The 26,262-nt window shown below is 58.9% G+C and carries 22 protein-coding genes and 4 tRNA genes; 12 read left to right on the forward strand and 14 right to left on the reverse strand.

Features of this window, described 5'->3' with window-relative positions:
- Positions 1 to 7: 7 nt before the first annotated feature.
- From ACS92L_RS04940 to ACS92L_RS04955, 4 genes are read left to right on the forward strand one after another with little or no spacing between them, the layout of a single operon-like run.
- A complete protein-coding gene (locus tag ACS92L_RS04940; RefSeq protein WP_438767408.1) occupies positions 8 to 367 on the forward strand; it encodes a cobalamin biosynthesis protein in 360 nt (119 codons plus the stop codon).
- Between the two features lie 22 nt (positions 368 to 389).
- On the forward strand, positions 390 to 1,499 hold the full coding sequence (gene cobW / locus ACS92L_RS04945; RefSeq protein WP_438767410.1) for a cobalamin biosynthesis protein CobW: 1,110 nt from the start codon (positions 390 to 392) through the stop codon (positions 1,497 to 1,499).
- A 37-nt stretch (positions 1,500 to 1,536) separates the two neighbouring features.
- Positions 1,537 to 5,421: a cobaltochelatase subunit CobN gene (gene cobN, locus ACS92L_RS04950; RefSeq protein WP_438767412.1), complete on the forward strand. Its 3,885-nt coding sequence runs from the start codon at positions 1,537 to 1,539 to the stop codon at positions 5,419 to 5,421.
- Positions 5,418 to 6,947: a cobyric acid synthase gene (locus tag ACS92L_RS04955; protein WP_438767414.1), complete on the forward strand. Its 1,530-nt coding sequence runs from the start codon at positions 5,418 to 5,420 to the stop codon at positions 6,945 to 6,947. Before cobN ends, ACS92L_RS04955 begins: the two co-directional genes overlap by 4 nt.
- Here the strand turns inward: ACS92L_RS04955 and eutC are convergent.
- The gene (gene eutC / locus ACS92L_RS04960; RefSeq protein ID WP_438767415.1) at positions 6,934 to 7,782 is read right to left on the reverse strand and encodes an ethanolamine ammonia-lyase subunit EutC; all 849 of its coding nucleotides are present in this window, start codon (positions 7,780 to 7,782) and stop codon (positions 6,934 to 6,936) included. The genes ACS92L_RS04955 and eutC overlap by 14 nt on opposite strands.
- A gap of 13 nt (positions 7,783 to 7,795) precedes the next feature.
- Complete coding sequence (locus ACS92L_RS04965; protein WP_438767416.1) at positions 7,796 to 9,187, reverse strand: ethanolamine ammonia-lyase subunit EutB; 1,392 nt, start codon at positions 9,185 to 9,187, stop codon at positions 7,796 to 7,798.
- Positions 9,188 to 9,345: 158 nt separating this feature from the next.
- Between ACS92L_RS04965 and ACS92L_RS04970 the strand changes: the two genes are divergently transcribed.
- On the forward strand, positions 9,346 to 9,942 hold the full coding sequence (locus ACS92L_RS04970; RefSeq protein ID WP_438767418.1) for a rhomboid family intramembrane serine protease: 597 nt from the start codon (positions 9,346 to 9,348) through the stop codon (positions 9,940 to 9,942).
- 87 nt (positions 9,943 to 10,029) lie between these two features.
- Here ACS92L_RS04970 and ACS92L_RS04975 read toward each other — a convergent pair whose 3' ends face one another.
- Positions 10,030 to 10,629 carry a hypothetical protein gene (locus tag ACS92L_RS04975; protein WP_438767419.1) on the reverse strand — a complete coding sequence of 200 codons (600 nt, stop codon included), beginning with the start codon at positions 10,627 to 10,629 and terminating at the stop codon, positions 10,030 to 10,032.
- A gap of 199 nt (positions 10,630 to 10,828) precedes the next feature.
- Here ACS92L_RS04975 and ACS92L_RS04980 point away from each other — a divergent pair, with 199 nt between their 5' ends.
- From ACS92L_RS04980 to ACS92L_RS05005, 6 genes are all read left to right on the forward strand, one after another.
- Positions 10,829 to 11,329 (forward strand): hypothetical protein, encoded by a 501-nt coding sequence (locus tag ACS92L_RS04980; RefSeq protein ID WP_438767420.1) that lies wholly within the window; start codon positions 10,829 to 10,831, stop codon positions 11,327 to 11,329.
- 77 nt (positions 11,330 to 11,406) lie between these two features.
- The gene (locus ACS92L_RS04985) at positions 11,407 to 12,024 is read left to right on the forward strand and encodes a CBS domain-containing protein (RefSeq protein ID WP_438767421.1); all 618 of its coding nucleotides are present in this window, start codon (positions 11,407 to 11,409) and stop codon (positions 12,022 to 12,024) included.
- A gap of 256 nt (positions 12,025 to 12,280) precedes the next feature.
- Complete coding sequence (gene queC, locus ACS92L_RS04990; protein WP_438767423.1) at positions 12,281 to 12,964, forward strand: 7-cyano-7-deazaguanine synthase QueC; 684 nt, start codon at positions 12,281 to 12,283, stop codon at positions 12,962 to 12,964.
- Between the two features lie 2 nt (positions 12,965 to 12,966).
- Positions 12,967 to 13,611, forward strand: coding sequence for a 7-carboxy-7-deazaguanine synthase (gene queE, locus ACS92L_RS04995; RefSeq protein ID WP_438767424.1), 645 nt, complete (start codon positions 12,967 to 12,969; stop codon positions 13,609 to 13,611).
- Positions 13,611 to 14,459, forward strand: a complete 849-nt coding sequence (locus ACS92L_RS05000; protein ID WP_438767425.1) for a 6-pyruvoyl trahydropterin synthase family protein — start codon at positions 13,611 to 13,613, stop codon at positions 14,457 to 14,459. The genes queE and ACS92L_RS05000 overlap by 1 nt, the downstream gene beginning before the upstream one ends.
- Positions 14,456 to 14,758, forward strand: a complete 303-nt coding sequence (locus tag ACS92L_RS05005; RefSeq protein WP_438767427.1) for a YkgJ family cysteine cluster protein — start codon at positions 14,456 to 14,458, stop codon at positions 14,756 to 14,758. The genes ACS92L_RS05000 and ACS92L_RS05005 overlap by 4 nt, the downstream gene beginning before the upstream one ends.
- Before the next feature lie 60 nt (positions 14,759 to 14,818).
- Here the strand turns inward: ACS92L_RS05005 and ACS92L_RS05010 are convergent, their stop codons facing one another.
- The 11 genes from ACS92L_RS05010 to ACS92L_RS05060 all read right to left on the reverse strand — a co-directional run bounded on the left by ACS92L_RS05010 (position 14,819) and on the right by ACS92L_RS05060 (position 25,145).
- Positions 14,819 to 15,823 carry an NADP-dependent oxidoreductase gene (locus ACS92L_RS05010; protein WP_438767428.1) on the reverse strand — a complete coding sequence of 335 codons (1,005 nt, stop codon included), beginning with the start codon at positions 15,821 to 15,823 and terminating at the stop codon, positions 14,819 to 14,821.
- 111 nt (positions 15,824 to 15,934) lie between these two features.
- On the reverse strand, positions 15,935 to 17,773 hold the full coding sequence (locus ACS92L_RS05015; protein ID WP_438767430.1) for a SurA N-terminal domain-containing protein: 1,839 nt from the start codon (positions 17,771 to 17,773) through the stop codon (positions 15,935 to 15,937).
- Positions 17,774 to 17,985: 212 nt separating this feature from the next.
- Complete coding sequence (gene hupB, locus ACS92L_RS05020) at positions 17,986 to 18,258, reverse strand: nucleoid-associated protein HU-beta (RefSeq protein ID WP_438767432.1); 273 nt, start codon at positions 18,256 to 18,258, stop codon at positions 17,986 to 17,988.
- A gap of 173 nt (positions 18,259 to 18,431) precedes the next feature.
- Positions 18,432 to 20,846: an endopeptidase La gene (gene lon, locus ACS92L_RS05025; RefSeq protein ID WP_438767433.1), complete on the reverse strand. Its 2,415-nt coding sequence runs from the start codon at positions 20,844 to 20,846 to the stop codon at positions 18,432 to 18,434.
- Positions 20,847 to 21,001: 155 nt separating this feature from the next.
- Positions 21,002 to 22,291: an ATP-dependent Clp protease ATP-binding subunit ClpX gene (clpX, locus tag ACS92L_RS05030; RefSeq protein ID WP_438767435.1), complete on the reverse strand. Its 1,290-nt coding sequence runs from the start codon at positions 22,289 to 22,291 to the stop codon at positions 21,002 to 21,004.
- Positions 22,292 to 22,357: 66 nt separating this feature from the next.
- Entirely contained in the window at positions 22,358 to 22,978 is a 621-nt protein-coding gene (gene clpP, locus ACS92L_RS05035; RefSeq protein WP_438767437.1) for an ATP-dependent Clp endopeptidase proteolytic subunit ClpP, read from the reverse strand.
- Between the two features lie 91 nt (positions 22,979 to 23,069).
- Positions 23,070 to 24,416 carry a trigger factor gene (gene tig / locus ACS92L_RS05040; protein WP_438767438.1) on the reverse strand — a complete coding sequence of 449 codons (1,347 nt, stop codon included), beginning with the start codon at positions 24,414 to 24,416 and terminating at the stop codon, positions 23,070 to 23,072.
- Between the two features lie 279 nt (positions 24,417 to 24,695).
- Positions 24,696 to 24,770: transfer RNA gene (locus tag ACS92L_RS05045), tRNA-His, on the reverse strand.
- 45 nt (positions 24,771 to 24,815) lie between these two features.
- Positions 24,816 to 24,890, reverse strand: a tRNA-His gene (locus ACS92L_RS05050).
- 36 nt (positions 24,891 to 24,926) lie between these two features.
- A tRNA-Arg gene (locus ACS92L_RS05055) sits at positions 24,927 to 25,003 on the reverse strand.
- A 65-nt stretch (positions 25,004 to 25,068) separates the two neighbouring features.
- Positions 25,069 to 25,145 (reverse strand) — tRNA-Pro (locus ACS92L_RS05060).
- Between the two features lie 208 nt (positions 25,146 to 25,353).
- Here ACS92L_RS05060 and folD point away from each other — a divergent pair.
- On the forward strand, positions 25,354 to 26,211 hold the full coding sequence (folD, locus tag ACS92L_RS05065) for a bifunctional methylenetetrahydrofolate dehydrogenase/methenyltetrahydrofolate cyclohydrolase FolD (RefSeq protein ID WP_438767440.1): 858 nt from the start codon (positions 25,354 to 25,356) through the stop codon (positions 26,209 to 26,211).
- The last annotated feature ends 51 nt before the right edge of the window (positions 26,212 to 26,262 follow it).

The following is a 26,262-nucleotide window of genomic DNA, read 5'->3' on the forward strand; positions in this document are numbered from 1 at the left end:
GGCGCTCATGACGCTGGCTGTGCAAACCCTGGCGCTGGCCGGGCTGCAGCCGGATCAGATCACGCTGGTGGCCACGCTTGAAGGCCGCCAGCACGAGACCGCCATCACCTCACTGGCCAGGGCGTGTCACTGCCCGTTGATCGCGCTGTCAAAAGAGGCTTTACGGGAAAGCGAACCCGACATGAGCCAGGTCAGCGAGACAACCCGCCGTGTGCATGATGTGCCCGGCGTGGCCGAAGCCGCCGCCCTTGCCGCCATTCGCCAGTACACCGGCGCGACGGCCCGACTGCTCATCAATCGCCAGCAGTGCGCCAGCGCCACCTGTGCACTGGCCACGCCGGCATCCTACATGGCCCTTACCGAATAACCCGTATCATCAGGAGAGTCTCATGTCCCCTATCGAATCTTCACGCCCCGAGCTGCACAAGATCCCCGCCACCGTGGTGACCGGCTTTCTCGGCAGCGGCAAGACCACCCTGCTCTCGCATCTGTTACGCAACGCCGGCGGCAAGCGTATCGCCGTGATCGTCAATGAATTCGGCGAGCTGGATGTCGACGCTGAACTGGTGCGCAGCTGCCAGCTCGAAGCCTGCGAGGAAAACGAGGTCGTCGAGCGCGAACAGGGCGTCTTCGAGCTCGCCAACGGCTGTATCTGCTGCACGGTAGAAGAAGAGTTTTTGCCGGTAATGCAAAAGCTGGTCGAGCGCCGCGACCAGATCGATCACATCCTGATCGAGACCTCCGGTCTGGCCCTGCCCAAGCCGCTGGTACAGGCCTTCAACTGGCCGGATATCAAGCAGTTCTGCACGGTGGACAGCGTTATCACCGTGGTCGATGGCCCGGCCCTCGCTGCCGGCCGGGTCGCCCATGATCACGAACGTATCGAAGCGCAGCGTCAGGCCGACGAGAGTCTGGATCACGACCCGAGCCTTCAGGAGCTGCTCGATGATCAGCTCGCCTCGGCGGATCTGGTCATCATCAGCAAGGGCGATGCGCTGGACGATGAAGCGCGGCGCGTGCTCGAACAGCAGCTGCGCGGCGAGCTGCCCGAGCGGGTGAAAACCCTCTGGGCCACCCACGGCGAAGTCGATGTAGCCGCGGTCATGGGCATGCAGCTGGCCTCCGAAGGCCGGGCCGACGACATTCATACCCACCATGATGATCATCATGCCCATGGCCGCGAGCATCACCATGCCCATGACGACTTCGACTCCTGCGTGATCACCCTGGCGAGCGTGGACAGCAAGATGCTGGTTCAGGCGCTGGAGCAGGAACTCGCCGAGCAGACCATTTATCGGGTGAAAGGATTTGTCGATGTCGGCAAACCCATGCGCCAGGTACTGCACGCCGTGGGCAACCGGCTTACTCACCACTTTGACCGCCCCTGGCGCAGCGACGAGACGCGCCAGACCCGGCTGGTGGTGATCGGCAAGGATCTGGATCGTGACCGTCTGCAGCGCGCCCTGTCCGAGGCCGAGCAGCACGAACGCGTCAGCTGAGTTCAAAACCCGAAAGCCCTATAGCGGAGCATGCGTCATGCACCTTTTCGCCGCCCAGCCCGGCGGGTTCAGCGATGACAACGGCATTGTCGATCTTGGTCAATCGCCTGCCGAACTGGTGATCCTGTCGGCCGCCGACAGCGCACTGGCCCTGCTGGCCACCGTGATCGAGGCCGATGAGGCCGGCCGCGAGATCAGCGTTCGCCTGGCCAACTGGATGAACCTGTTAAAGCCGGCCGCGTTTGATCTCTACCGCGACCGGGTACTGGATCAGCGCGGCGATGAGGCCCCCAATGGTGCCCGCGTGGTGGTGCTCTCATTACTGGGCGGCGCGTCCTACTGGGACTATGGCCTCAAGCAGTTAAAGGAGTGGGCACAGTGCAGCGGTCGCACGCTGATCGTGGTGCCCGGCGAGGATGTCGAGGACGAGAGTCTGCTGAGTGCCGGCACGGTCAGCTATCAACAGGCCCATCGGGTGTGGCGCTACCTGCGTGAAGGTGGCCCGGACAATACCCGCGCCCTGCTCGACTGGCTCGATGACTGCTTTCTGGAACGCCCCAGGCCGTGGCGTGAGCCTCACCCGCTGCCGCGGGTCGTGCTGCATGTGCCCGGCAGCGACCAGACAGAGGCCCGGCCGACACGAGAGACGCTGCCACACCTTCAGGCGCGCTGGCAGCCGGGGCGTCCGGTGGCGGCGCTGGTGTTCTATCGAAGCCATCTTCAGCAGGGCAATACCAGCGTTTTCGATGGCCTGATCAGTATTCTCGAGGCAGGCGGATTCAACGTGTTGCCGGTGGCCGTGGCCTCGCTCAAGGAGTCGTTTTGCCTGAACACGCTCGATGCGCTGATCGAGCAGAGCCATGCATCCATCATGCTCAACACGACCGGCTTTGCCCTGGCCGCCAGCACGGATGCCGACCATGCCGGCTATCAACACCCCTGGACGCGCCATATCCCCATCCTGCAACTGATCATGGTGGGGACCACGCTCGAGGACTGGCAAACCCAGCCCATGGGCCTTCGCCCGCGCGATATCGCCATGCAGGTGGCGCTACCGGAGCTGGACGGGCGTATCATCACCCGCCCCGTTGCCTTCAAGTCGGCGCACTATCACTCCACGCGCTGTCAGCACGATATCGTGATCCACGCGCTTCATGAGGAACGCGCCCGCTTTGTCACCGAACTGGCAAGGCGCTGGGTCAGCCTTGCCGAGAAACCCAATCAGGACAAGCGCGTGGCGCTGGTGCTGGCCAACTACCCTTCCAGCGATGCGCGTATTGGCAACGGCGTTGGGCTCGATACGCCCGCCTCGACGCTCAACATTCTGCAGCGCCTGCGCGAGCAGGGCTATCCGGTCACGGACGCCCTGCCCCATGACCCGACGGCGTTGATCGAGTGGCTGACCCAGACAGTGACCAACGACGCCGCGTATATGGACAGCCGACCCGCATCACAGAGTCTGGCGCTGGCCGACTACGAGCATCATTTCGCCCGGCTGCCCCTGGCATGCCAGCAGGTCGTGATGGCGCGCTGGGGCGCGCCGACCAATGATCCGCTCCATCGCCAGGGGCGGTTGATGATTGCCGGCATGCGCCTGGGGGAAACCTTTGTCGGCGTGCAGCCGGCGCGCGGCTTTGATATCGACCAGAACGCGGCCTATCACGACCCGGACCTGCCGCCCACCCACGGCTACCTGGCCTTCTACTTCTGGCTGCGCCACGTCTATGGCGTCGACGCCTTCGTTCACGTCGGCAAGCACGGCAATCTCGAGTGGCTGCCCGGCAAGGGCACGGCGCTGTCGGAGACCTGCTGGCCGGATATCGTGCTCGGCCCCATGCCGCATCTCTACCCGTTTATCGTCAACGACCCTGGTGAAGGCGCCCAGGCCAAACGCCGCACGCAGGCAGTGATCATCGACCACCTGATGCCACCCATGACGCGTGCCGGCATCCATGACGATCTGGCCGAGCTCGAGCGGCTCACCGATGAGTATTACCAGGCCCTTGGGCTCGATCAGCGCCGCGAGCAGTTCCTGCGCGAGGCGATCATCGAGCGGGTGCGCAACACCCATGTGCTCGAAGAGCTCAGCCTGTCGCCTTCGGCCAGTAGCGGCGACCGGCCTTCAATTGATGAGGCGCTGAAAGACGATCAGACCCTGCTGGACGCGCTGGACAACTATCTGTGCGACATCAAGGAGGCCCAGATTCGTGACGGCCTGCATGTGCTCGGCGAGCTGCCGGAACACGACTCGCTGCGCGATACGCTGATGGCGCTGGTGCGGCTGTCGCGCGGCAGTCAGCCCCATGAGCGCAGCCTTCTGCAGGCGATGGCCGCGGATCTGGGCCTTTTCGAAGTGCACGAAGAGTTTGATCCACTGGCGCTCGAGGCCTGGCCCTGGCAGGGCCCATGGCCTGAAAGGCTGGCCAGCCTGGAGGCTGGTACCTGGCGCAGCTCGGCCCATACCCGGGAACGCCTGGAGATTTTCGGGGCACAGCTGATCGAGCAGCACGTGCTGTCATCCGATGCCGGGCTACCTTGTGATGATGACTGGCCACAGACCCGGGCCGTGATCGACTTCATGCGCGAGACCCTGCTGCCACTGCTGCACCAGAGCGTGGAGAACGAACTTTCGGCGCTGATGGACGGCCTGTCCGGTAAGTTCGTGCCGCCGGGCGCCAGCGGTGCGCCCAGCCGCGGCCGACTCGACACGCTGCCGACCGGGCGCAACTTCTACAGCGTGGATAGCCGCGCCATGCCCACCAGAACCGCCTGGACACTGGGGCAAAAATCGGCCGATGCCTTGATCATGCGCCACCTGCAGGAGCACGGTGACTACCCGACAAGCCTGGGGCTGTCGGTGTGGGGGACGGCCACCATGCGCACGGGCGGTGATGACATCGCCCAGGCCTTTGCGCTGATGGGCGTACGCCCGATCTGGGCCGCCGGCTCCCAGCGGGTGATCGATTTTGAGATCATTCCCGGCTTTCTGCTCGGCCGCCCGCGGGTGGATGTGACCCTGCGGGTGTCCGGATTTTTCCGCGACGCCTTCCCGGGGTTGATCGCGCTTTATGACAGCGCGGTTCAAAAACTCGTCGATCTCAACGAGCCGGGCAACGGCAACACCATCGCCGCCAACGTCGAGGCCCGGCGCGACGCACTGCTGGCTGACGGCGTCGATGAGACCACGGCGCGCCGCCAAGCCGGTTTTCGCATTTTCGGCGCCCGCCCGGGCACCTTTGGCGCCGGCGTTCAGAAACTGCTGGACAACGGCCACTGGCAGGAGGAAGCCGATCTGGCGCGCGCCTACGTCAACTGGGGCGGCTACGCCTACGGCAAGGGAGTCGAGGGCGAGCCTGCCATGGCGGCCTTTGAAAAGCGGCTCTCAACGCTGGAGGGCATCGTCCAGAATCAGGACAACCGCGAGCATGACCTGCTCGACTCGGGGGACTACAGCCAGTTTCAGGGCGGCATGAACGCCGCCGCTCGCCAGCAGGGCGCCACCCCGGCACTTTATTTCGGCGATCATGCCAACCCGGCAAGCCCACGCATGCGCACCCTGAAAGAAGAGCTCAACCGGGTCATGCGCTCGCGCGTGACCAACCCGAAATGGATCAGCGCCATGCAGCGCCACGGCTACAAGGGCGCTTTCGAGATGGCGGCCAGCGTGGATTATCTGTTTGCCTGGGACGCCACCACCGCGCTGGTCAGTGACTATCAGTACGAGCAGATTACCGATGCGCTGGTGCTGGATGCCGACAATCAGCGCTTTTTGAACGATCACAATCCGCAGGCGCTCAAGGAGATGGGCGAAACGCTGATGGACGCCATCGCCCGCGGGCTGTGGCAGTCTCCGGCAGACTACCAGACGCGACTGCGTGATCTGCTGCTGGGCATCGACGAACAGGAGGAGCGCGCGTCATGAGTCAGACAGATCGTTTCCGGGCGTCCCGCACCCTGATGGTCCAAGGCACGACCTCGGATGCCGGCAAGAGCGCGCTGGTGACCGCCATCTGCCGCATTCTGACGCGCCGCGGGCGCCGGGTCGCCCCCTTCAAGCCGCAAAACATGGCGCTCAACAGCGCCGTCACCGTGGAGGGCGGCGAGATCGGCCGCGCCCAGGCCGTGCAGGCCATGGCCGCGGAAGTGGACGCCCATGTCGATTTCAACCCGGTGCTGTTAAAGCCCACCTGCGATCAGGGCTCTCAGGTGATCGTCGCGGGGCATGCCATCGGCCACATGAAGGCCGCCGAGTACTACGCCTACAAGCCCCGGCTGCTGGAACAGGTGGTGGCCGCCCATGACCGGCTCTGTAATGACTACGACCGGGTCGTGGTCGAAGGCGCCGGCAGTGCCGCCGAGATCAACCTGCGTGAGCATGACCTGGCCAACATGGGCTTTGCCGAGGCCGTGGACTGCCCGGTCATTCTGGTGGCCGATATCGATCGAGGCGGCGTTTTTGCCCACCTGGTGGGGACGCTGGATATCATCCGCGCCTCGGAGCGCGAGCGGGTCGTGGGACTGGTCATCAACCGATTTCGTGGCGACATCAATCTGCTAAAACCCGGCCTTGAATGGCTCGAAGCGCGTACCGGCAAGCCGGTACTGGCCGTCATCCCCTGGCTCGAGGATCTCCATCTGGAAGCCGAAGACGGCCTATCCCGCGCTGGCAACAGCACCGGTGCAGCGGACGGGCTCAACGTTGCGGTCATCCTGCTGCCGCGCCTCAGCAACCACACGGACTTTGATGCCCTGCGCCTGCATCCGCAGGTCAACGTGCGCTTTGTGCGTCACCCGGATGAGCTTGACGCGGCGGATCTGATCGTCCTGCCAGGCAGCAAGAACGTGCGCGCCGATCTGGACTGGCTTCGCGCGCAGGGCTGGTCACAAGTGCTGGCCCGACACCTGCGCTACGGTGGCCGGGTCATCGGTGTCTGCGGCGGCTATCAGATGCTGGGCAAGCGCATCGATGACCCGCAGGGTGTCGAAGGCCCCGCCGGTGATAGCGCGGGGCTGGGCTGGCTGGATCTTTCTACCACGCTCAAGGCTACCAAACAGCTGCGCCGGGTCACGGGGCACTGCCTGCTGAAAGGTCGGCGGGGAGAGACGCGCGCACCCGTCACGGGGTATGAGATCCACGTGGGAGAAAGTCTCGGTGACGGGCTGGCCCGCGGCGTGTTTGCCCTCGATGACGGCCGGCTGGACGGCGCACTTTCCGAAGATGGCCGGATTCTGGGCACCTATCTGCACGGGGTGTTCGACCACCCGGCCACGCTGAACGTGCTGCTGGAATGGGCCGGGCTTGCGGCGCCGGTGCCCTTTGATTACGACGCCCATCGCATGGCCGAGATCGACCGGCTGGCCGATCACGTTGAGGCGGCCATCGACTGGTCGCGCTGGCCGCTGGCGGATGATGTGCCGGCGCCGCTCGATCCGGTTACTCCGGGGTAGACGCCTGATCCTTTGGCAGCAGGAAGTTGCCCTGACTGCCGTCGCCGAGCTCGGAATCCACCTGGGAGTCATCCTTCAACTCGACGCCGGAGACCTCGCGGCGGCTGGCTTCATCGAGCAGATACAGGATCAGCTTTGCAGCGGCGTCAAACGATTGTCCCCGCGGGCGAACGCTGGAGATACAGTTGCGCTCGCTGTCGCGCCGGCCCGGGGTCGGCCCCCAGGTAAAGTAGACGCCCAGACTGTCCGGCGAGCTGAGCCCCGGGCGCTCCCCGATCAGCACCAGTCCCATGCGCGCCCCCAATGCCTCGCCAACCGGGTCGCCGATGGCAACACGCCCCTGCTCCACCAGTGCTACCGGCCCCACGGACCAGCCGCGCGCTTCAAACTCAGGCACCAAATGATCCAGCAGCGTGGCGGCGTGTTCGTGAATGGCACGCGCCGATAGACCATCGACGACCACAATCGACACATCACACTGCTCAACGTTCATCGACTCCAGCCGCTCAAGGCTTTCCTCATCGAGCTGGCGCCCCAGATCGGGCCGGCGCAGATACTCGCCGCGGTCCCCGGCCTGACTGTGCAGACGCACAACGCTCTCAAAGCGCGACTCGAGCGACTCCATCATCTGCTCGGTGTCCAGGGGAAGATGCACGGCGTCGCGCGCCTGGGCGTGAGCCAGCTGAAAGGCCAGGTGCGGGGCGGTGGGTAGACTGCCGCCAGCGCGCCCCAGCCCGATTCGGGCATCGGTGTACTCACTGAGCTGCTGCCACGGATTGGTGATTACCACGCTCGTCGCGTCGGTTTCCGTCGGGTTTGATGAATGGTCTGTCATGGGACCTCTCCGGTCAGTGCGCCCGCGTCAGGGCATGAGCAAAGGGAGCCGGCAGGCTCTGATCCACGATGATCCGACCATGGCGGTCGGTGATCGCCATGCTCTCAAGCCAGGTTTCAAACTCGGGGGCGGCGCGCAGGCCCAGTACCTCGCGCACGTAAAGCGCATCGTGAAAGGAGGTGGTCTGATAGTTGAGCATGATGTCGTCGGATCCCGGAATGCCCATGACATAGTTACAGCCGGCGGCGCCCAGCAGCGTGAGCAGAACGTCCATATCATCCTGATCGGCCTCGGCGTGGTTGGTGTAACAGACATCGCAGCCCATCGGTACGGCCAAAAGCTTGCCGCAGAAATGATCCTCCAGGCCCGCGCGCATGATCTGCTTGCCGTTAAACAGGTACTCCGGGCCGATAAAGCCCACCACCGTGTTGACCAGCAGCGGATTGAAACGACGCGCCACGGCGTAGGCCCGCGCCTCGAGCGTTTGCTGATCGACGTCATGATGCGCGCCGGCCGACAGCGCGCTGCCCTGCCCCGTTTCGAAGTACATGACGTTGTTGCCGACCGTGCCGCGCCCCAGCGACAGCGCCGCGTCCTGACCTTCCTGCAACAGCGCCAGGTCGATGCCAAAGCCCTGATTGGCCGCCTGAGTGCCGGCAATGGATTGAAAGACCAGATCGGTGGGCGCGCCGCGCTTGATGGCCTCGATAGCCGTGGTGACGTGCGTGAGCACACAGCTCTGGGCGGGGATCTCGTAGTGATGGATGATGTCATCAAGCATCTTCAAAAGCGTTACCACAGCACCGGTATTGTCAGTGGCCGGGTTGATCCCGATCACCGCATCCCCGTTGCCGTACAACAGTCCATCGAGAATGCTGGCCGCAATGCCGGTGGGGTGATCCGTGGGATGGTTGGGCTGCAGCCGGGTCGACAGCCGCCCTTCAAGACCGATCGTATTGCGAAAGGCAGTCACTACGCGGCACTTGCGCCCCACCAGCACCAGATCCTGCAGGCGCATGATCTTGGCAACGGCGGCGACCATTTCAGGGGTCAGACCGGGCGACAGGGCCGCCAGCGTCTCGCTGTCGACCTCGTGGGAGAGCAGATAGTTGCGAAACTCACCCACGCTCATGTGAGCGACGCGCGCAAAGGCCGCTCGGTCATGGCCATCGATTATCAGACGCGTGATCTCGTCGTCTTCGTAGGGCACCAGCATCTCTTCGAGAAAGCGGCTCAGGGGCACTTCTGCCAGCGCCAGCTGCGCCGCGGCGCGTGTTTCGCTGTCCGGGGCCGCGATACCTGCCAGCTGATCGCCGGAACGCTCGGGCGTGGCGCAGGCCATCAGCGTTTTAAGGCTCTCGAAGCGATAACGTTTGTCACTGATATCATGGTAATAGCCGCTCATGCGCACCTCCGTTCGTTGTTGATCTTGTCGTGATGGCGACTTTCAGCATAAACGACACCGATAGAGGCTGCCCATCGGGATACGTGGCGGGGGAAACAGGCATGGCGTGGTGCACTGCGCTATGATCGAGCGCATCTCATCCTCAACGCGAGAAAGGCATGACGCTGACGCTTTTGATCATTGCGGTGACCTGTGCGGTCTCCCTGCCCTGCTTCAACAATCATCGGCTGCTTGAGAAGCTGCTGTTCTGGCCACCGGCGGTGGCTCGCGGCCAGGTCCATCGCTTCGTGACGCACGGCTTCGTGCATGCCAACAGCGCGCATCTTTTTTTCAACATGTTTACGCTTTTTTTCTTCGGGCGCGCCATCGAGCGCTTTTTTGTCTCCTACATCGGTGTGGCGGGATTTGTCGGGTTCTACCTGGGCGGTATTATTGCGGCCATCGTGCCCAGCTATCTCTCGCATCGAAATGACCCGAACTATCGAAGCCTTGGCGCCTCGGGTGCCGTGTCCGCCGTTCTGTTTGCCTTCATTCTGGCCGCCCCCTGGACCACCCTGTATGTACTGGTGATCCCGGTACCGGCCATCGTTTTTGCCATCGTCTATACCGGCTGGTCGATCTATGCCGGCCGCCGCGGCGGGGACAACGTTAATCACAGTGCCCATCTGTGGGGGGCGGCCTACGGTGTCGTCTTTGCCCTGCTCATGGAGCCGGCGCTGGGCCCACGCTTTCTGGAACAGATCGTGGCGTTTTAGCCATTAAAGTCGTTAGCCCATAAAAAAGGGCCCCTTCCATGGAAGGGGCCCTTGTCTAACCTGGGGCTGTCTCTTTTGGCAGCGTTGTCAGGACTGGGGCTGCCAACCGGTGGCGTCTTCACCGGGCTGATTGATCGCGCCCCGCTCCAGACACGACTGCACCCGATCGGCGACGGCTTCCAGTCCCTGTGTGGCCTGCAGGGGTGAGGCATCAGTCCAGGCACCAATCGGGACAAATTCACCGCCCTGCCCGCCGCTGGCTTCGCCCAGCCGGTCAAAGTAGTAGTAGTTGGCCTCGGGCATGCGCTGTATTTCCAGACGATAGGCAAGCTCGCGACCTTCGTGACGCGTCACGCCGGTTATTCCGGATACCTCACCGCCTGCGTCACCGGTCATGGCATTAAAGGCCATGTCGTCACTCTGACCTATCGGATTGCGCAGCTTTTTTGATGCCAGATTGACCTGCTGCTGCTCAACGCCGGTATCAATACACTGTGCAAGCTGTGTGGGCGTGACATCGGTATAGGGCCTGCGTACGGCAAAGGACCCCAGATAGTCCCCGTCTACACCCTGAACCGGGTTGATTTCGCGACTTTCGGCCACCTGATCATCCACAATGTGTTGCCCCGAGACGCATCCTGTCATCAGTGCCAGCGCGGCAACGCCCATCCATGTCTTTCTCATCATCGTTTTGATCCGCTTTCCATGGGTATCAGCCTTTCAGATGCACAGATTGTAACGGATGGCGGGCCGGTCTGCCCGATACAGGGTCGATCGTCGCTCGATTTCGAGGCCGTGACGGACCATATTTCGGGGACGGGCTGGCGAGAAGCGCCATGTATCGGCAAGATAGCCTTCGACATTACTATTTGCAGCGACGACAGGGATGGATGTGACTTCAATCTTAGAGGAATACCGGCACTGGCAACGTTTCTCCAAACAGGAAAAGCTGGACCAGGAGCATCGTGGTGCCGTACAGAAACTGGCCAAATCCGGTGCCATGGCGACACGCATGACAGCCTCCTACAAAAGCATGGCAGAGCGGGCCTCGTCCGAGGGCGCGTGCTACCGAACGCTGTTCAGTCGCCGTCAGGACAACGGTGAAGAGCTTGCCTGCGAAGGCTGGCTGTTCGTGCGTCGCGTGATTGCAGAAGGCGGCACGACGCGTGTCAGGGCGACCCTTTTGGAAACCTTTACGCTTGAAGAAGGTGCCATAACGCCGGGTGACAAGCCGGCCACCGGTGTGACGCTGGAAATTTTCGATGAACTGCTGGTCAAAAACACCATGCAGCTGGGGTGTCGAGTGGATCGCAGCGATGATGATCGCGATACCCGCTTCATTACCTTTGTCGATATTGTACGAGGCGATCTGAAGCCCCATCTGTAATCAGACCGGGCCGGATTTTTTCTGCCTTTCATGTTCAAGAGAAAGCCGCCTGACAAGGCATGTACTGGAGTACGTTCATGAATAATACCCCTTCCCCCTATAGCCATCTGCCGCTCAAGGAGATGGACAGTGTGACCAGTATCTGTCGTCCGGGGCATCATACGGCGTCCGCATCGCTGGGCATGGACAGCCCGGCGCTGGCCCTGCTGACGGATTTTCAACAGGTACGCGCCTTTACCGTGTCGTCTCACAGCAGCGTTGATGATGCCCTGCAGACGATGAAGCAAAACAGCATTCACATGCTGCTGGTCATCAATGACAAGGGCGAATTTACCGGAGTCGTGAGCGCTCGCATTCTCTTTGGCGGCAGCGCCGTGACGCGCGCCATGCATGAAGGCGCACTGGCCCGTGAAGATGTAACGGTCGACATGATCAAGCTGCCGCGTGAAGAGCTTCACGCCATCGACTATGAGCGCCTTGCGCGTGCCACGGTAGGTGATCTGGTGCAGACACTGAAAGCATCAGGGGATCGCCATGTTCTGGTTACCGATCATGATGAAAACACCACCCTTCGCATTCGTGGCGTCATTTCTGCTCGCGAAGTGAGCAACGCGCTGGGCATTGATCTGGATCACCCGCCCGAGGCCCACAGCTTCTCGGCCATTCGCTCGGTCGTTCTGGGCCATGATCTGTAGAATTTTTTCAAAGGACAGGGCCGTTTATTGGTTCTGTCCTTTTTAATTCTCTTTTCTGCTTTCACCTTCATTGGCTGTTTCAATAGCTGAATCATTATTCTGCCAACGATGACAAGATTGTTGATTTTAGGTTTTTAAAAGATAACGGTATAAATAGCGCTACTGACAATCTTGCGATTTGGCGTTAAAATGCCGCTCCTCATTCGCCCGGACCGGATCCCGGGCGTCGATATCATCGGCAAAGAAATTCTCCGTTATGACACAACAGACTGCACCACGCGCCGTCGTTATCTATTCCGGCGGCATGGACTCCTATACCGTATTGCACCGCGCTCTGCGCGAAGGCTACGAGGTTCACGCACTCTCCTTTCACTATGGCCAGCGCCATGCCCGGGAACTCGATGTGGCAAGCCGGGTCTGTCAGCGCCTGGGGGTAGCACATCAGGTCGTGGACATACGTGCCATTCAGGGCCTCATCGGTACCTCGGCTCTGACTGACGCCACGCAGCAGATGCCGCGTGCCGACTACGCCGAAGACAACATGAAGGCCACGGTTGTCCCCAACCGCAACATGATTCTGCTCTCTCTGGCCATCGGCCACGCCGTCAACCTGGAGGCGGAAATCTGCTACTACGGGGCACACGGCGGCGATCATGCGATCTATCCCGACTGCCGCCCCGAGTTCGTTCAGCGCATGAATGATGTCGCGGCGATCGCCAACTACACGCCCGTGGAAATACGCGCCCCCTATCTGCATGCCAGCAAGGACGACATCCTCGCTGAAGGACTGCAAATGGGGCTCGATTATGCCAACAGCTGGACCTGCTATCTGGGCGAAGCGCTTGCCTGCGGCGAATGTGGCAGCTGTCGCGAGAGGCTTCAGGCCTTTGCGTCACACGGCCTTGTAGACCCGCTGCCCTATCGCACGCGAGCGTTCTGATCATGTATAGCGTCAAGGAAGCGTTCTACACCCTGCAAGGTGAAGGCGGCCAGGCCGGTCGTGCCTCGGTATTTTGTCGTTTTACCGGTTGTAATCTCTGGTCAGGGCGTGAAAAGGACCGCGATAACAGCATCTGCCGCTTTTGCGATACCGATTTTATCGGCACCGATGGCCAGAACGGCGGACGGTTTCGAAAGGCCCGGGATCTTGCCGAGCACATCCATGCCCTGTGGCCGCAACACACGGAGCATGCGCGTCCCTATGTGGTCTTCACCGGTGGGGAGCCTCTTCTCCAACTGGACGTCGCACTGATCGAGGCCGTGCATGAACGTGGTTTTGAAATCGCAGTTGAAACCAACGGCACGCTGCCGGCACCGGAAGGTATCGACTGGCTCTGCGTCAGCCCCAAGGGCCGCGGCGAACTCAAACAGCTGTCAGGTAACGAGCTCAAGCTGGTCTACCCGCAACAGGACGCGATGCCCGAGCGGTTCATGGCGCTCGAGTTTGATCACTTTTTCCTGCAGCCCATGGATCTTGCGCCCCGCGGTGGCACGGGCAACACCATGGCCGACACGGTGGCCTTTTGCATGGCCAACCCGCAGTGGCGGCTCTCCCTGCAGACACACAAGATTGCAGGTATCGACTGATGATTCTTTTCGTAAATGCCCTGAGCGCGCTGGACGTCTCCATATGGTGCCCCGAGCGTGGACTGATCGGCGCCAGCTATCACGTTGATGTGGAACTGGAAGGCCCACTGGGCGAAGACGGCATGCTGTTCGATTTTGGCGATGTCAAACCCTGGATCAAGTCACGCATCGACGCCGGCGTTGACCATACCCTGCTGGTACCTGCAAAAGCGCACGACATCCGGGTGGATGAGTGCCCCGAGGGATTGCTCCTCAGAACCCGTCATCCATGGCCCATGGAACTGCGGGCGCCACGTCAGGCCTACACGCTGCTGCCCTGGCAGCAAATCACGCCTGAACGCCTGGGTGACTATCTATCGGACGAGCTGTCCAGACGTCCGCCGGCGCAGGTTGAAAGGATACGTGTGACGCTGCGTGAAGAGTCTCATGACAACGGTGGCTATACGTATAGTCACGGCCTTCGGCGCCACAAGGGAAACTGCCAGCGCATTGCACACGGCCATCGCTCACGTCTGGCCATCTGGCATAATGGCCAGCGCAGCGACGCACTCGAAACCCTGTGGTCACAGCGACTCGAGGACATCTATCTGATCGATCAGGCAGATTTGATCGGTTCAGACGATGATATCTGTCATGTCGGCTATGAATCGGCACAGGGGCGCTTTTCGATACGCTTGCCCAGGGAACGTACCGAGGTGCTGCCAACGCCGACCACGGTCGAACAGATTGCCAACTGGATGGCAGAAGAGATCGCGTCACTGCACGGCGGCAGCGTTCGCGTGCAGGCCTTTGAAGGCATCGACAAGGGCGCCGTTGCGACCGCTCATGGCAACCGGAATTCGCCATGAGCGCTGACGCTGGGCATGACCTGCTGATCGCGACAAGTCACAACGAGGGTTGCCGCCCGGGCTGCGGCGCCTGCTGTATCGCGCCCTCCATCAGCTCTGCCATTCCCGGTATGCCGCACGGCAAGCCCGCAGGCACGCGCTGCGTTCAGCTTGATGAGGACAACCTGTGTCGGCTGTTTGGCGATTCACGCCGGCCGAAGGTCTGTCATGACTTCACCTTTGATCATGAGCTTTGTGGCCGGACGCGTGATGAAGCGCTTCACAGTATTGCGCTCCTTGAACAGGGCAGTACACCCTGAAGTAACTGAACCCGCACATGGCGGGTTCAGTACTGGCGTCACAGGTTGAACGTTAAACGATCAGTCCAGCTTCACCAGCATCTTGCCCTCGTTACTTCCCTCAAACAGAGCCAGAAAAGCGTCGGGGGTTTTCTCAAGCCCCTCTTCCACCGTTTCGCGATACTCAATACTGCCATCGGCCACCAGCGGGCCAACCTGCTGATAGAACGTCTGCTCATGACCCTTGACCCACTCATGCACGATAAAACCCTGCATGCGCAGTCGTTTGGTCAGTACCGCCGCAATATTGGCCGGCCCCGCCGAGGGCGATGATTCGTTGTAGCGTGAAATCATCCCGCATACGGCAATACGACCGAAATCATTCATGACATCGAAGGCCGCCTCGAGCATGGGGCCACCAACGTTTTCGTAATACACGTCCACACCCTGAGGCGCCGCCTCTGCAAGTGCCTTTTTGATGTCATCGGCGCTCTGATGGTGATCAACGGCCTTGATCCCCCTTGCTTCAAGCCATTCACGCTTTTCCTGACTGCCGGCACTGCCGATGACGGTGCAGCCCTTTTGATGCGCCAGCTGCGCTGCCAGCGAGCCTACCGCGCCGCTGGCGGCCGAAATCAATACAGTGTCAGACGCCTTGAGCTCTGCAACGAGATTCAACCCGGCCCAGGCGGTCATTCCCGGCATACCCAGCACACCCAGAAACGCCTGAGGTGGTACATCGATATCCGGCAGGGGTTGTACCTGATCCCCGTCAAGCTGTGCCACATCGCGCCAGCCGCCCATATGAATGACGCGATCGCCTTTTTTCAGCTGCTGATGACGGGATTCGACAACTTCTCCAAGCGCCCCGCCTTCCATGGGCTCGTTGAGCTTGAAAGGCTCAACGTAGGTCTTGACACCACTCATGCGACCACGCATGTAGGGGTCCACGGAAAGCCACTGATTGCGAATGCGTACCTCACCTTCCTTGAGTTCGGGAAGCTCACGGGTTTGCAACTGGAAAAGCGAACGCTCGGGCAGACCTTCGGGATGTTCCCCGATCGTAAAATAGCGTGACTGGGTCATAAAACTCTCCTGCGCGCCCAAAATAGGGGACTGACAACCGACAAGTGGATAAACCACGGATACAAAAAAAGGCGCAACTCGCGTTGCGCCCTGAAAAAGATAGCAGACTATTTAATTTGTCGAGATATCGGCGTGGTTACGAATTGCATCTGTCATGACACCAATCATCTGACCGGCCTGAGCATTCCAGAGTCCGTCCGACATGGCCGATATCTGTTCATCGCTGACATCAGTATCAACGCGATCGATGGCGAAAATGACCTGCTGGTCACCGGAACGTGCATGGCCATAGCCGGGCTGTCCGTCGTGCGGACGCGGCATGCCGAAGGCTGCGTTGATCAAATCGGCAGACAGCTCTCCCTGGCCATCACGTGTCACGTCACTGGCCTGTTGCCATTCAAGTCCTTCAGGCGCTTCACCACGCTGCAGCTCCGCAAGGGTTCGTTCGGCCTGCTCGACAAGTGCCTGACGACGCTTTTCCTGCAGCGCCGAGCGAGTTGCCTGATCACGCACCTCATCAAGTGCCAGCGTGGCAGCAGGACGATGCTCGGTAACCCGAACGACCACGCGACGATCCTGCCCCAGTTCTACGGGCTCACTGTTATAGCCATTGCTGAGAACGTCATCGCTGAAGGCGGCATCCATGACACCGGCTTCGCCGAGCACGGCATTATCATCTTCAAACTGCTCGTTACGTGATATCCAGTCGGTACGCTGGAGTGGCAGGTTCAGGTGTTCGGCAACCCCTTCGAGATCGTCGGCCGAAAAGCTTTCATCACTGAGCTGCTGGGCAAGCTGCTGGAAACGCTCGCTGCCTTGCTCTTCCCGAACGTCGCGAGCCAGCTCATCACGCAGGTCATCGAAGCTTTCGATATCGATATTGTCGACACGAATGACGTGGAAGACACCATCACTTTCCACGCCTTGAGACACCTCGCCCGGTGCCATGGAAGCAACAGTTTCATCGAAGGGTTGGCCAAAGATACCTTCACTGACCGTACCCATCTGCCCGCCTCGATCGGCGCTGGAGGGATCATCGGAATATTCTTTCGCCAGAGCGGCAAAATCGTCGCCGCCTTGCAGGCGCGACTGGATTTCGTCGACACGTTCCTGCGCCTGCGCGCGCGTTCGCTCATCACCAAAGGTGACCACGATATCTGATACCTCACGAGGCGCCGTGGCGCGGCGCTGCTCATAACGCTGGCGAAGCTGCTGCTCGTCGACAGGCTGGTCATTTTCCGAAATGCGATTTCGATCAAGTACAACGTATTCGAGCCTGACCTCTTCGGGACGCTGGAAGATTTCCCTGTGCGCGTCATACCATGCCTGTACCTCGTCATCGCTGACGTTGACCGGCTGGTCAAGGGCGCTGTCATCCAGCATCGCATAGCGAAAATCCCGACGTTGATAGCGCAGCTCTGCAAGACGCTGTATTTCCGAAGGCAGCAGGAAGGTGCCAGCGATCAACCCGTTTTGGAGCTGCTGGGTGAGCATGTCTTCCTGAAGCTGGCGCCTGAACTCTTCAGCGCTATAGCCGGCGCTGCTTAACCTTCTCTGAAAGAGCTCGGCAGAAAAGTGACCGTTGCTGTCCTGAAACTCCTGACGATTGACCAGAAGCTGATCGACCTGCTGATCCGAGAAGCTCATCCCGCCATCACGAGCGTACTGCTCCATAGCGGTACGGGTAATCAGGGAATCCAGAATGGCGCGTCGCGCTTCGTTTTGCTGCTCGGGAGGAACGCGACCCGAACGTACGGCTCGCTGAACCTCGATATCCAGCGTCTGACGGCTGATTGTCTCGCCATTGACGGAAGCGGCTTCATCACGCTGACTGCCATTGAAGTAGCTCAGCAACGACTCGGCGCCAAACAGCGTAAACGTCAGCGCGATCAGAGCCACGATGATTCTGGCGATCCAGCCCTGTGCCCGATCTCTGATCTTTTGCAGCATGCAGCAGGCCCTTGAAATTGATGGATGATGGATGGGTTTGGCGAAGGATTATAACGACACACGACGCAAACCGACATGCTATAAGCCGGTATCTGACTGAAGGTCCTGCCAGACCGGATCTGTCCATAAAAAAACGCATCGTTTTCACGATGCGTTTATCTCATACAGGGAAGGCAACTGAACACGCGCCTTCCATCGCAGTAACACCGCTATCAGTTGACAGCGTCCTTCAGCGCCTTGCCGGCCTTGAAGCTTGGCACATTGGCAGCGCTGATTTCGATGGTCTTGCCAGTCTGCGGGTTACGACCACTACGTGCAGCCCGCTCCTTGATGCTGAATGTTCCGAAACCTACCAGTGCTACGGAATCACCCTGCTTAAGGCTATCGGTAACGGAATCGATCATGGCATCGAGAGCCCGACCGGCCGCTGCCTTTGGAATATCTGCAGAAGCAGCAATAGCCTCAATCAGCTCGGATTTATTCACTCTTCACCCCTTGACTATATCAATCGTTGCTAGGATTAAGCGCGGCAATCGAACAGCATACGCAATCATAACGAGCCGCATTTTATATCAACGACCATAAATACCGTCAAGCAATGTTGGCAACAAAGCCCGTCATTTCAGGCTTTGTTGGCCGACATTATTCAAAAATAATTCTAATGAGTATTTACAGACGCCTGCGAAGTATTTTTTTCTTCTATTCGCTTGTCTTCAAAATCATCATCGCCCTTTTGAACCAGAGCAATGTCAAGAACTTCATCGATCCAGCGCACGGGGCGAATATCCAGTGCGTCCTTGATGGTATCAGGAACTTCCTTCAGATCGCGGCGATTTTCTTCCGGTATCAGTGCAATCTTTATACCACCGCGCCGGGCGGCCAGCAATTTCTCCTTGAGCCCGCCGATTGGCATGACTTCGCCACGCAGATTGACCTCGCCTGTCATGGCAACATCAGCGCGGACGGCCTGATTGGTATAAGCCGACACCATTGCCGTTACCATGGCGACACCCGCGCTGGGGCCATCCTTGGGCGTTGCACCTTCGGGCACGTGGATATGAAGGTCTTCCTTTTCGAATCGCTCTGGATCGATCCCGAGCAGGGCTGCACGTGAACGCACTACTGTGTGCGCCGCACTTACCGATTCCTTCATGACATCGCCCAGCGAGCCGGTCTTGTTGACGCGACCTTTTCCGGGCGTGACAACCGATTCGATATTGAGGATTTCACCGCCGACGGAGGTCCAGGCCAAGCCGGTTACTCGGCCAACCTGATGCGCCTGGTCGGCCAAACCATAGCTGAAGCGTCTGACGCCAGCATAGCGTTCAATATCGGTAGCTTCCAGATGCTGGGTAGCGTCCTTGCCCTGCGAAGCCTCATTGCCAATACGCTCGCGCAGTACCTTGCGCGCAACCTTGGCAATCTGTCGCTCGAGTTCGCGAACACCGGCCTCGCGAGTGTAATAACGAATCAGCTCCAGCAGGGCTTCATCCGTTAATACCAGCTCATCCTTTTTCAGGCCGTTGGCCTTGAGCTGTTTGGGTGCCAGATAGCGCCGCGCGATACCCAGTTTCTCGTCTTCCGTGTACCCGGGAATACGGATGACTTCCATGCGGTCCAGAAGCGGTCCGGGAATATTCATCGAATTGGCGGTACAGATGAACATGACATCGGAGAGATCGTAGTCAAGTTCCAGATAATGATCGCTGAACTTGTCATTTTGCTCGGGATCCAGCACCTCGAGCAGCGCCGAAGAAGGGTCGCCCCGATGATCCATGCCCACCTTGTCGATCTCATCGAGCAGGAAAAGCGGGTTACGCACACCGGTTTTGCTCATGCGCTGCAGCACCTTGCCAGGCATGGAGCCAATGTAGGTACGACGATGACCCCGAATTTCCGACTCATCACGTACACCGCCCAGTGCCAGTCGCGTGTACTTGCGATTGGTGGCACGTGCAATGGACTGACCCAGCGATGTCTTGCCTACCCCGGGCGGACCTACCAGACACAGCACCGGTCCCTTGAGCTTGCGTACGCGCTTTTGCACGGCGAGGTAATCAAGGATGCGCTCCTTGACCTCTTCCAGCCCGTAGTGGTCTTCTTCAAGAACCTGCTCGGCATGGCTGATATCGTGGCGCACGCGCGTGCGCTTTTTCCAGGGAACCGCCAGAATCCAGTCAAGGTAGGAGCGCACGACCGTTGCTTCGGCAGAGGCCGGTGCCATCATCTTGAGCTTGTTGAGCTCCTGACGGGCTTTCTCCTCGGCCTCGGCCGACATGCCGGATTCGGCAATTTTCTGTTCGTACTGATCCGCCTCGTTGGGCGTATTTTCAAGCTCACCCATTTCCTTCTGGATGGCTTTCATCTGTTCGTTGAGGTAGTACTCGCGCTGAGACTTCTCCATCTGCTCCTTGACCCTGGAGCGGATGCGCTTTTCTACCTGCAGCAGATCGATCTCGGACTCGATCAGCGTCATCAAATGTTCAACGCGATCGCGTACCTTGTCCATTTCAAGCAGCGACTGCTTATCGCCAATCTCGAGAGACAAATGGGCACTAATGGTATCGACAAGACGGCTGGCGTCCTCGATGCCCTGAAGAGAGCTCAGTACCTCATTGGGTACCTTTCTGGACAGCTTCACATACTGCTCGAACTGATCCAGAAGAACGCGCACCAGCGATTCCTGCTCACGCTCGTTCAGGGGCTGGCTTTCTCTCAGGGTAACGCTCGCCGTGGGATAGCCATCATCACTATCGTCATCGTCGATACTGGCGATGTCGGCACGCGAACTGCCTTCGATGAGCACCTTGACTGTGCCATCCGGGAGACGGAGCAGCTGCATTACGCTCGCGATCGTGCCGATATCGAAGAGGTCCTCGACTTCGGGATTATCCTGACCGGCGTCACGCTGAGCGACCAGCAGCACCTGCTTGTCCGATTCCATGGCCGCTTCGAGGGCACGAATCGATTTCTCGCGACCCACGAACAGCGGTATGACCATCTGCGGATAGACGACAACGTCTCGCAGTGGCAACAGGGGTATGTTTAACGTCTGTGCGGGGTTACGCTCCATCGCAGACAACCTCGAATCTTGTGTGTGGGCCGCAGGAAGCGACTTTGATGGCATCAATATGGGGATGACGGCAGGAAATACAACCGTTTATCAGGCAGGAGTCTGATATGACTAGGGGGCCATGACGGCCCCCCGATCAACCATCAGCTTACCGACTATCGATCGTCGCCAACGACCAGCTTGCTTTCCTGCTGGTTGGCATAGATCAGCAATGGCTTGCTTTCGCCATTGATGACGGTTTCATCAATGACCACCTTGACAACGTTTTCAGCGGAGGGAATTTCATACATGGTATCGAGCAACACCGATTCCAGTATCGAACGAAGTCCACGAGCGCCTGCCCTTCTAACGATGGCCTTGTTGGCCACGGCCCTGAGAGCGTCTTCACGAAAGTCCAGTTCGACGCCTTCCATCTCGAAAAGACGCACATACTGGCGCACGAGAGAGTTTTTGGGCTCGGTCAGAATCTGGATCAGCGCCTGCTCATCAAGCTCGTTTAGCGTTGCGATAACGGGCAAACGACCAACAAATTCGGGAATAAGGCCGTACTTGACCAGATCCTCGGGTTCGACGCTGGCCAGTATATCGCCAACGCCCTTGTTGGTGTCCTTGCTTTTGACGACAGCATTGAAGCCTATGCCACCACGCTCGGCGCGGTCGCTGATAACCTTGTCCAGCCCGGCGAAGGCACCACCCACAATAAACAGGATATTACCGGTATCTACCTGCAAAAACTCCTGCTGCGGATGCTTGCGGCCTCCCTGCGGAGGAACAGAGGCAGTCGTGCCCTCGATCAGCTTGAGAAGCGCCTGCTGCACGCCCTCACCCGATACATCGCGCGTAATTGACGGGTTGTCCGACTTGCGCGAAATCTTGTCGATTTCGTCAATATAGACAATGCCGCGCTGAGCCTTTTCTACATCGTAATCGCACTTTTGCAGAAGCTTTTGAATGATGTTCTCGACATCTTCACCGACATAACCAGCTTCTGTCAGCGTTGTGGCATCGGCGATGGTAAAGGGTACATTCAGCAGACGAGCCATGGTTTCTGCCAGCAGCGTTTTACCACTACCGGTCGGACCGATCAGCAGGATGTTGCTCTTGCCAAGCTCAACCCGGTCCTCGCCCTTTTGCTGGCCTACCCTTAAACGCTTGTAATGGTTGTAAACAGCAACGGAGAGCACCATCTTGGCGCGATCCTGACCGATTACATAATCGTCAAGCGTATTGCGAATTTCCCGCGGAGCAGGAAGACGCTCGTCGTCGGAAGACGCTTCGGACTCCACGACCTCTTCGCGAATGATGTCGTTGCATAGATCAACACATTCATCACAGATGTAAACAGAGGGTCCAGCGATCAGCTTGCGTACTTCATTCTGGTTTTTGCCACAAAATGAACAATAAAGCAGCTTGCCGCCTTCGTCCTTGCCTTTGCCGTCAGCCATTCGCGTACCTCTTGAAGATAGCGGCGCACGGGCACGCCATCATGGTCAAACTCTGAATCAACGCTATCAGGATACCGGGCGATGCGCCAGCTTTGCATCAATCAGCCCGTATTCCACGGCCTGATCGCCATTCATGAAGTTGTCGCGATCGGTATCGCGCGCAATCTTCTCGATATCCTGCCCGGTATGGTGCGCCAGAATTTCGTTCAAACGCTGCCGGATTGTCAGAATTTCACGAGTGTGAATTTCGATATCGCTGGCCTGCCCCTGGAAACCACCAAGCGGCTGGTGAATCATCATGCGGGAATGCGGCAGACAGTAACGCTTGCCTTCTGCGCCACCCGCCAGCAGCAATGCTCCCATGCTGGCCGCCTGACCGATACAGACCGTTGAAACGTTGGGCTTGATAAACTGCATGGTGTCATAAATTGACATGCCGGCAGTCACTGACCCACCTGGAGAATTGATATAGAGGTGGATATCCTTGTCAGGATTTTCCGACTCCAGAAACAGCAACTGCGCCACAATCAGATTGGCACTGTAGTCTTCGACCGGACCAACCAGAAAAATGACGCGTTCCTTGAGCAGACGCGAATAGATGTCGTAGGACCGCTCGCCACGTGCGTTCTGTTCCACCACCATGGGGACCAGCCCACCAGCATTGGTAATATCAGACTCGCTTTTCATGTAGCAACCTTACAGTGATGTGGGCCAATGATAGAACCCGGCTTTCGCCGGGTCCTGACTGCCAGCCTCGTCATGGCTGTAATGCCAGATATCAGCCGGCCTGCTCTTCGGTTTCCTCGGCCTCATCAGCATTTTGCTGTTGCGCCGCCTGAAGCGCTTCCTGGTAGCTCATGGGCGTTTCAACGACGCTGGCCTTTTCAATCAGCCTATCAATGGCCTTGCGTTCCAGCACAGCAGATTTCACCTGATTTTTCATCTGCTCGTTGCCCATATATTGCTCGACCACCTGCTCGGGCTGCTCGAACTGACCGGCCTGCTCTTCGATGAAGGCACGGATTTCGTCATCGTCGGCATCAAGCTCAAAGTGGCTGACAACCTCTGCCAGCAACAGCCCGACTTCAACACGACCACGAGCCTGTTCGGCAAACAGCTCATCAGGCAGCTGAGAAACGTCAAAGTCTTCACCCAGACCAAACTGCTGAGCCGCCTGACGCTTGAGCCCCTCGACCTCCTGAGAGATGAGAGAGCTGGGTACCGATACTTCATTGCGTGATTTCAGTGCATCGATCAGCTGCTGGCGTACGCGGTTATCGATGGCGTTGTCCAGCTCACGCTGCATGTTGTTGCGTACTTCAGCACGGAAGCTGTCGTTATCGCCGTCCTCAACGCCAAAGCGCGACATGAACTCGCTGTCGATTTCAGGAAGTTCCTGTGCCTGCACCTTGTGTGTCGTGGTCTTGAAGCGTGCTTCCTGTCCGGCCAGGTGCTCGGCCTGATAGTCTTCGGGGAAGGTGACCGTAACTTCGCGCTCTTCACCGGCCTGGACACCCACGAGCTGCTCTTCAAAGCCCGGGATAAAGCTGTTGGAACCCAGCACCAGCTGGTGACCTTCGGCACTACCGCCTTCGAAGGCCTCTTCGCCGAGGAAACCCTCAAAATCGATGGTAACCTGATCGCCATCGGCTGCAGCGCGCTCGACGTCATTCCACTGAGCGTTCTGCTTGCGCAGCGTATCGATCATCTCATCAACATCGGCATCCGTGATCTCGGCTTGAGGACGCTCGATCTGCTCGTCTTCGGGAAGCGTCAGCTCAATGGAAGGATAAACTTCCAGAGTTGCCACGAATTCGAGGTCCTTGCCTGCTTCGTTGACGGTGGCTTCCATGGAGGGATGGCCCGCCGGATTAAGCTCGTTTTCGGTGATGGCGCGGACATAATGCTGGCGCATCACTTCATCAACGACTTCGTTGCGGACATCACGGCCAAAACGCTGGCGAACAACGCTCATTGGAACGCGTCCTGAACGGAAACCATCCAAGCGTACACGACGAGCGGTATCCTTGAGTCGCTCATCGACATTGTTGTCCACTTCTTGAGCCGGGACCTGGACGGTTACGCGACGCTCGATCGGTGAAGTCGTTTCGACTGAAACTTGCATGAATGATCCTCTACCCACTCAGGTGGCGTGTTCGAAATAAAAAACTCAAGGGCGCAGATTTTAAGAACCCCATCAGATACTGGCAAGCTCGAAGCCTTAATTGGCACCGATTAATCATATTTCAAGGGGAAAATCCGAATTTCTTTATACCCTGAATATCAATAATCGTGGCCGTCATCGGACGACACGGCGACAGATAACATGCACAACAAAAAGGGCGGCCCCACAGGGCCGCCCTTTTCAATCAAAACGCCGAAATATATCAGCGTTTAACAACAATGGGGTGGATGATGGGTATCGAACCCACGACCACCGGAACCACAATCCGGGGCTCTACCACTGAGCTACACCCACCATTTCAACTTCAAACACTGACAACCATCAGCGCTTTCAAAATAATGGGGTGGATGATGGGGATCGAACCCACGACCACCGGAACCACAATCCGGGGCTCTACCACTGAGCTACATCCACCACTGTTTTTTACCGGTCACGCAAACCAAGCATTGTTGGCGCGCCCAGCAGGACTTGAACCTGCAACCTACGGCTTAGAAGGCCGTTGCTCTATCCGGTTGAGCTATGGGCGCATTCTATTGCCCGTGGCTTTCGCTGTCAATCCACGACTTTGAAATACTTATCAAAATCAACGGTTTGGTCGGGATAGAGGGATTTGAACCCCCGACATCCTGCTCCCAAAGCAGGCGCGCTACCAGACTGCGCTATATCCCGATACGCCAGCACCTCTGCCGAGACCGCTGCCAATGCGAGGCGCATTTTACCTGATAACCGGTACGGGTCAAGCATAACTTGTTAAACAATGCTTTCGCACCTTTCCTCGCCCACGGCAACAACATTCATTGACTGCACCCGGCGGGATGCGACAATTGCAGCACTAATGGGCAAAGCTCGCTCGAATCGTCACCAGGACAGAATATAGATGAGTGCACAGTTGATTGACGGCAAGGCTACGGCGCAAAAGGTGCGTGAAAGGGTGACTCAGCAGGTAACCGAACGTCGCCGTGATGGCAAGAGAGTGCCGGGGCTGGCCGTGGTGCTGGTGGGCGATGACGCGGCGTCGGAAGTCTATGTTCGCAACAAGCATCGCGCCTGTGAGCAGGCCGGCATTCTCTCGTTTCAGCATCAGCTGCCAAAGGACACCTCACAGCAGGCACTGGAAGCCCTGATTGATCAATTGAATCGGGATACCAGCGTTGACGGTATTTTGCTGCAGCTTCCCCTGCCCGGCCATCTCGATGCGCGCCCGCTGCTTGAGCGTATTCATCCACACAAGGATATTGATGGCTTTCATCCTTACAACCTTGGCCGTCTGGCACAACGCATGCCAACCCTGCGGCCATGTACCCCCATGGGCGTCATGACGCTGCTTGATGAACATCAGCTCGATGTGCGCGGCATGACAGCCACCATTGTGGGTGCTTCCAATATCGTTGGTCGTCCGATGGCGCTTGAGCTGTTACTGGCGGGCTGCACCATTACGGTATGTCATCGCTTTACACGCGATCTTCAAAAACACGTTGAAAGTGCAGAGCTTTTGATCGTGGCTGTAGGCAATCCGGATCTGGTCAAAAGTGAATGGATTCGCCCCGGCGCCATTGTCATCGATGTTGGCATTAACCGTACCGCCGAGGGCAAACTGACCGGAGATGTTGAATTTGAAGGTGCCAGAGCACGGGCCTCGCACATTACGCCTGTCCCGGGTGGTGTCGGCCCGATGACCGTAGCCTCATTGCTGGAAAACACGCTGACGGCTGCCGAGCTGCACGACAACGATTAATACCCATTCCGGTTCGATATATCGGATACAACAAGGCCCTGCCATTGGCGG

Source organism: Kushneria halocnemicola (genome assembly GCF_965650455.1).
Classification (GTDB): domain Bacteria; phylum Pseudomonadota; class Gammaproteobacteria; order Pseudomonadales; family Halomonadaceae; genus Kushneria.

Coding starts and splice junctions, on each gene's coding strand:
- ACS92L_RS04940 (WP_438767408.1), top strand. CDS start 8: ATGACGCTGGCTGTGCAAACCCTGGCGCTGGCCGGGCTGCAGCCGGAT.
- cobW (WP_438767410.1), top strand. CDS start 390: ATGTCCCCTATCGAATCTTCACGCCCCGAGCTGCACAAGATCCCCGCC.
- cobN (WP_438767412.1), top strand. CDS start 1,537: ATGCACCTTTTCGCCGCCCAGCCCGGCGGGTTCAGCGATGACAACGGC.
- ACS92L_RS04955 (WP_438767414.1), top strand. CDS start 5,418: ATGAGTCAGACAGATCGTTTCCGGGCGTCCCGCACCCTGATGGTCCAA.
- eutC (WP_438767415.1), bottom strand. CDS start 7,782: ATGACAGACCATTCATCAAACCCGACGGAAACCGACGCGACGAGCGTG.
- ACS92L_RS04965 (WP_438767416.1), bottom strand. CDS start 9,187: ATGAGCGGCTATTACCATGATATCAGTGACAAACGTTATCGCTTCGAG.
- ACS92L_RS04970 (WP_438767418.1), top strand. CDS start 9,346: ATGACGCTGACGCTTTTGATCATTGCGGTGACCTGTGCGGTCTCCCTG.
- ACS92L_RS04975 (WP_438767419.1), bottom strand. CDS start 10,629: ATGATGAGAAAGACATGGATGGGCGTTGCCGCGCTGGCACTGATGACA.
- ACS92L_RS04980 (WP_438767420.1), top strand. CDS start 10,829: ATGGATGTGACTTCAATCTTAGAGGAATACCGGCACTGGCAACGTTTC.
- ACS92L_RS04985 (WP_438767421.1), top strand. CDS start 11,407: ATGAATAATACCCCTTCCCCCTATAGCCATCTGCCGCTCAAGGAGATG.
- queC (WP_438767423.1), top strand. CDS start 12,281: ATGACACAACAGACTGCACCACGCGCCGTCGTTATCTATTCCGGCGGC.
- queE (WP_438767424.1), top strand. CDS start 12,967: ATGTATAGCGTCAAGGAAGCGTTCTACACCCTGCAAGGTGAAGGCGGC.
- ACS92L_RS05000 (WP_438767425.1), top strand. CDS start 13,611: ATGATTCTTTTCGTAAATGCCCTGAGCGCGCTGGACGTCTCCATATGG.
- ACS92L_RS05005 (WP_438767427.1), top strand. CDS start 14,456: ATGAGCGCTGACGCTGGGCATGACCTGCTGATCGCGACAAGTCACAAC.
- ACS92L_RS05010 (WP_438767428.1), bottom strand. CDS start 15,823: ATGACCCAGTCACGCTATTTTACGATCGGGGAACATCCCGAAGGTCTG.
- ACS92L_RS05015 (WP_438767430.1), bottom strand. CDS start 17,773: ATGCTGCAAAAGATCAGAGATCGGGCACAGGGCTGGATCGCCAGAATC.
- lon (WP_438767433.1), bottom strand. CDS start 20,846: ATGGAGCGTAACCCCGCACAGACGTTAAACATACCCCTGTTGCCACTG.
- clpX (WP_438767435.1), bottom strand. CDS start 22,291: ATGGCTGACGGCAAAGGCAAGGACGAAGGCGGCAAGCTGCTTTATTGT.
- clpP (WP_438767437.1), bottom strand. CDS start 22,978: ATGAAAAGCGAGTCTGATATTACCAATGCTGGTGGGCTGGTCCCCATG.
- tig (WP_438767438.1), bottom strand. CDS start 24,416: ATGCAAGTTTCAGTCGAAACGACTTCACCGATCGAGCGTCGCGTAACC.
- folD (WP_438767440.1), top strand. CDS start 25,354: ATGAGTGCACAGTTGATTGACGGCAAGGCTACGGCGCAAAAGGTGCGT.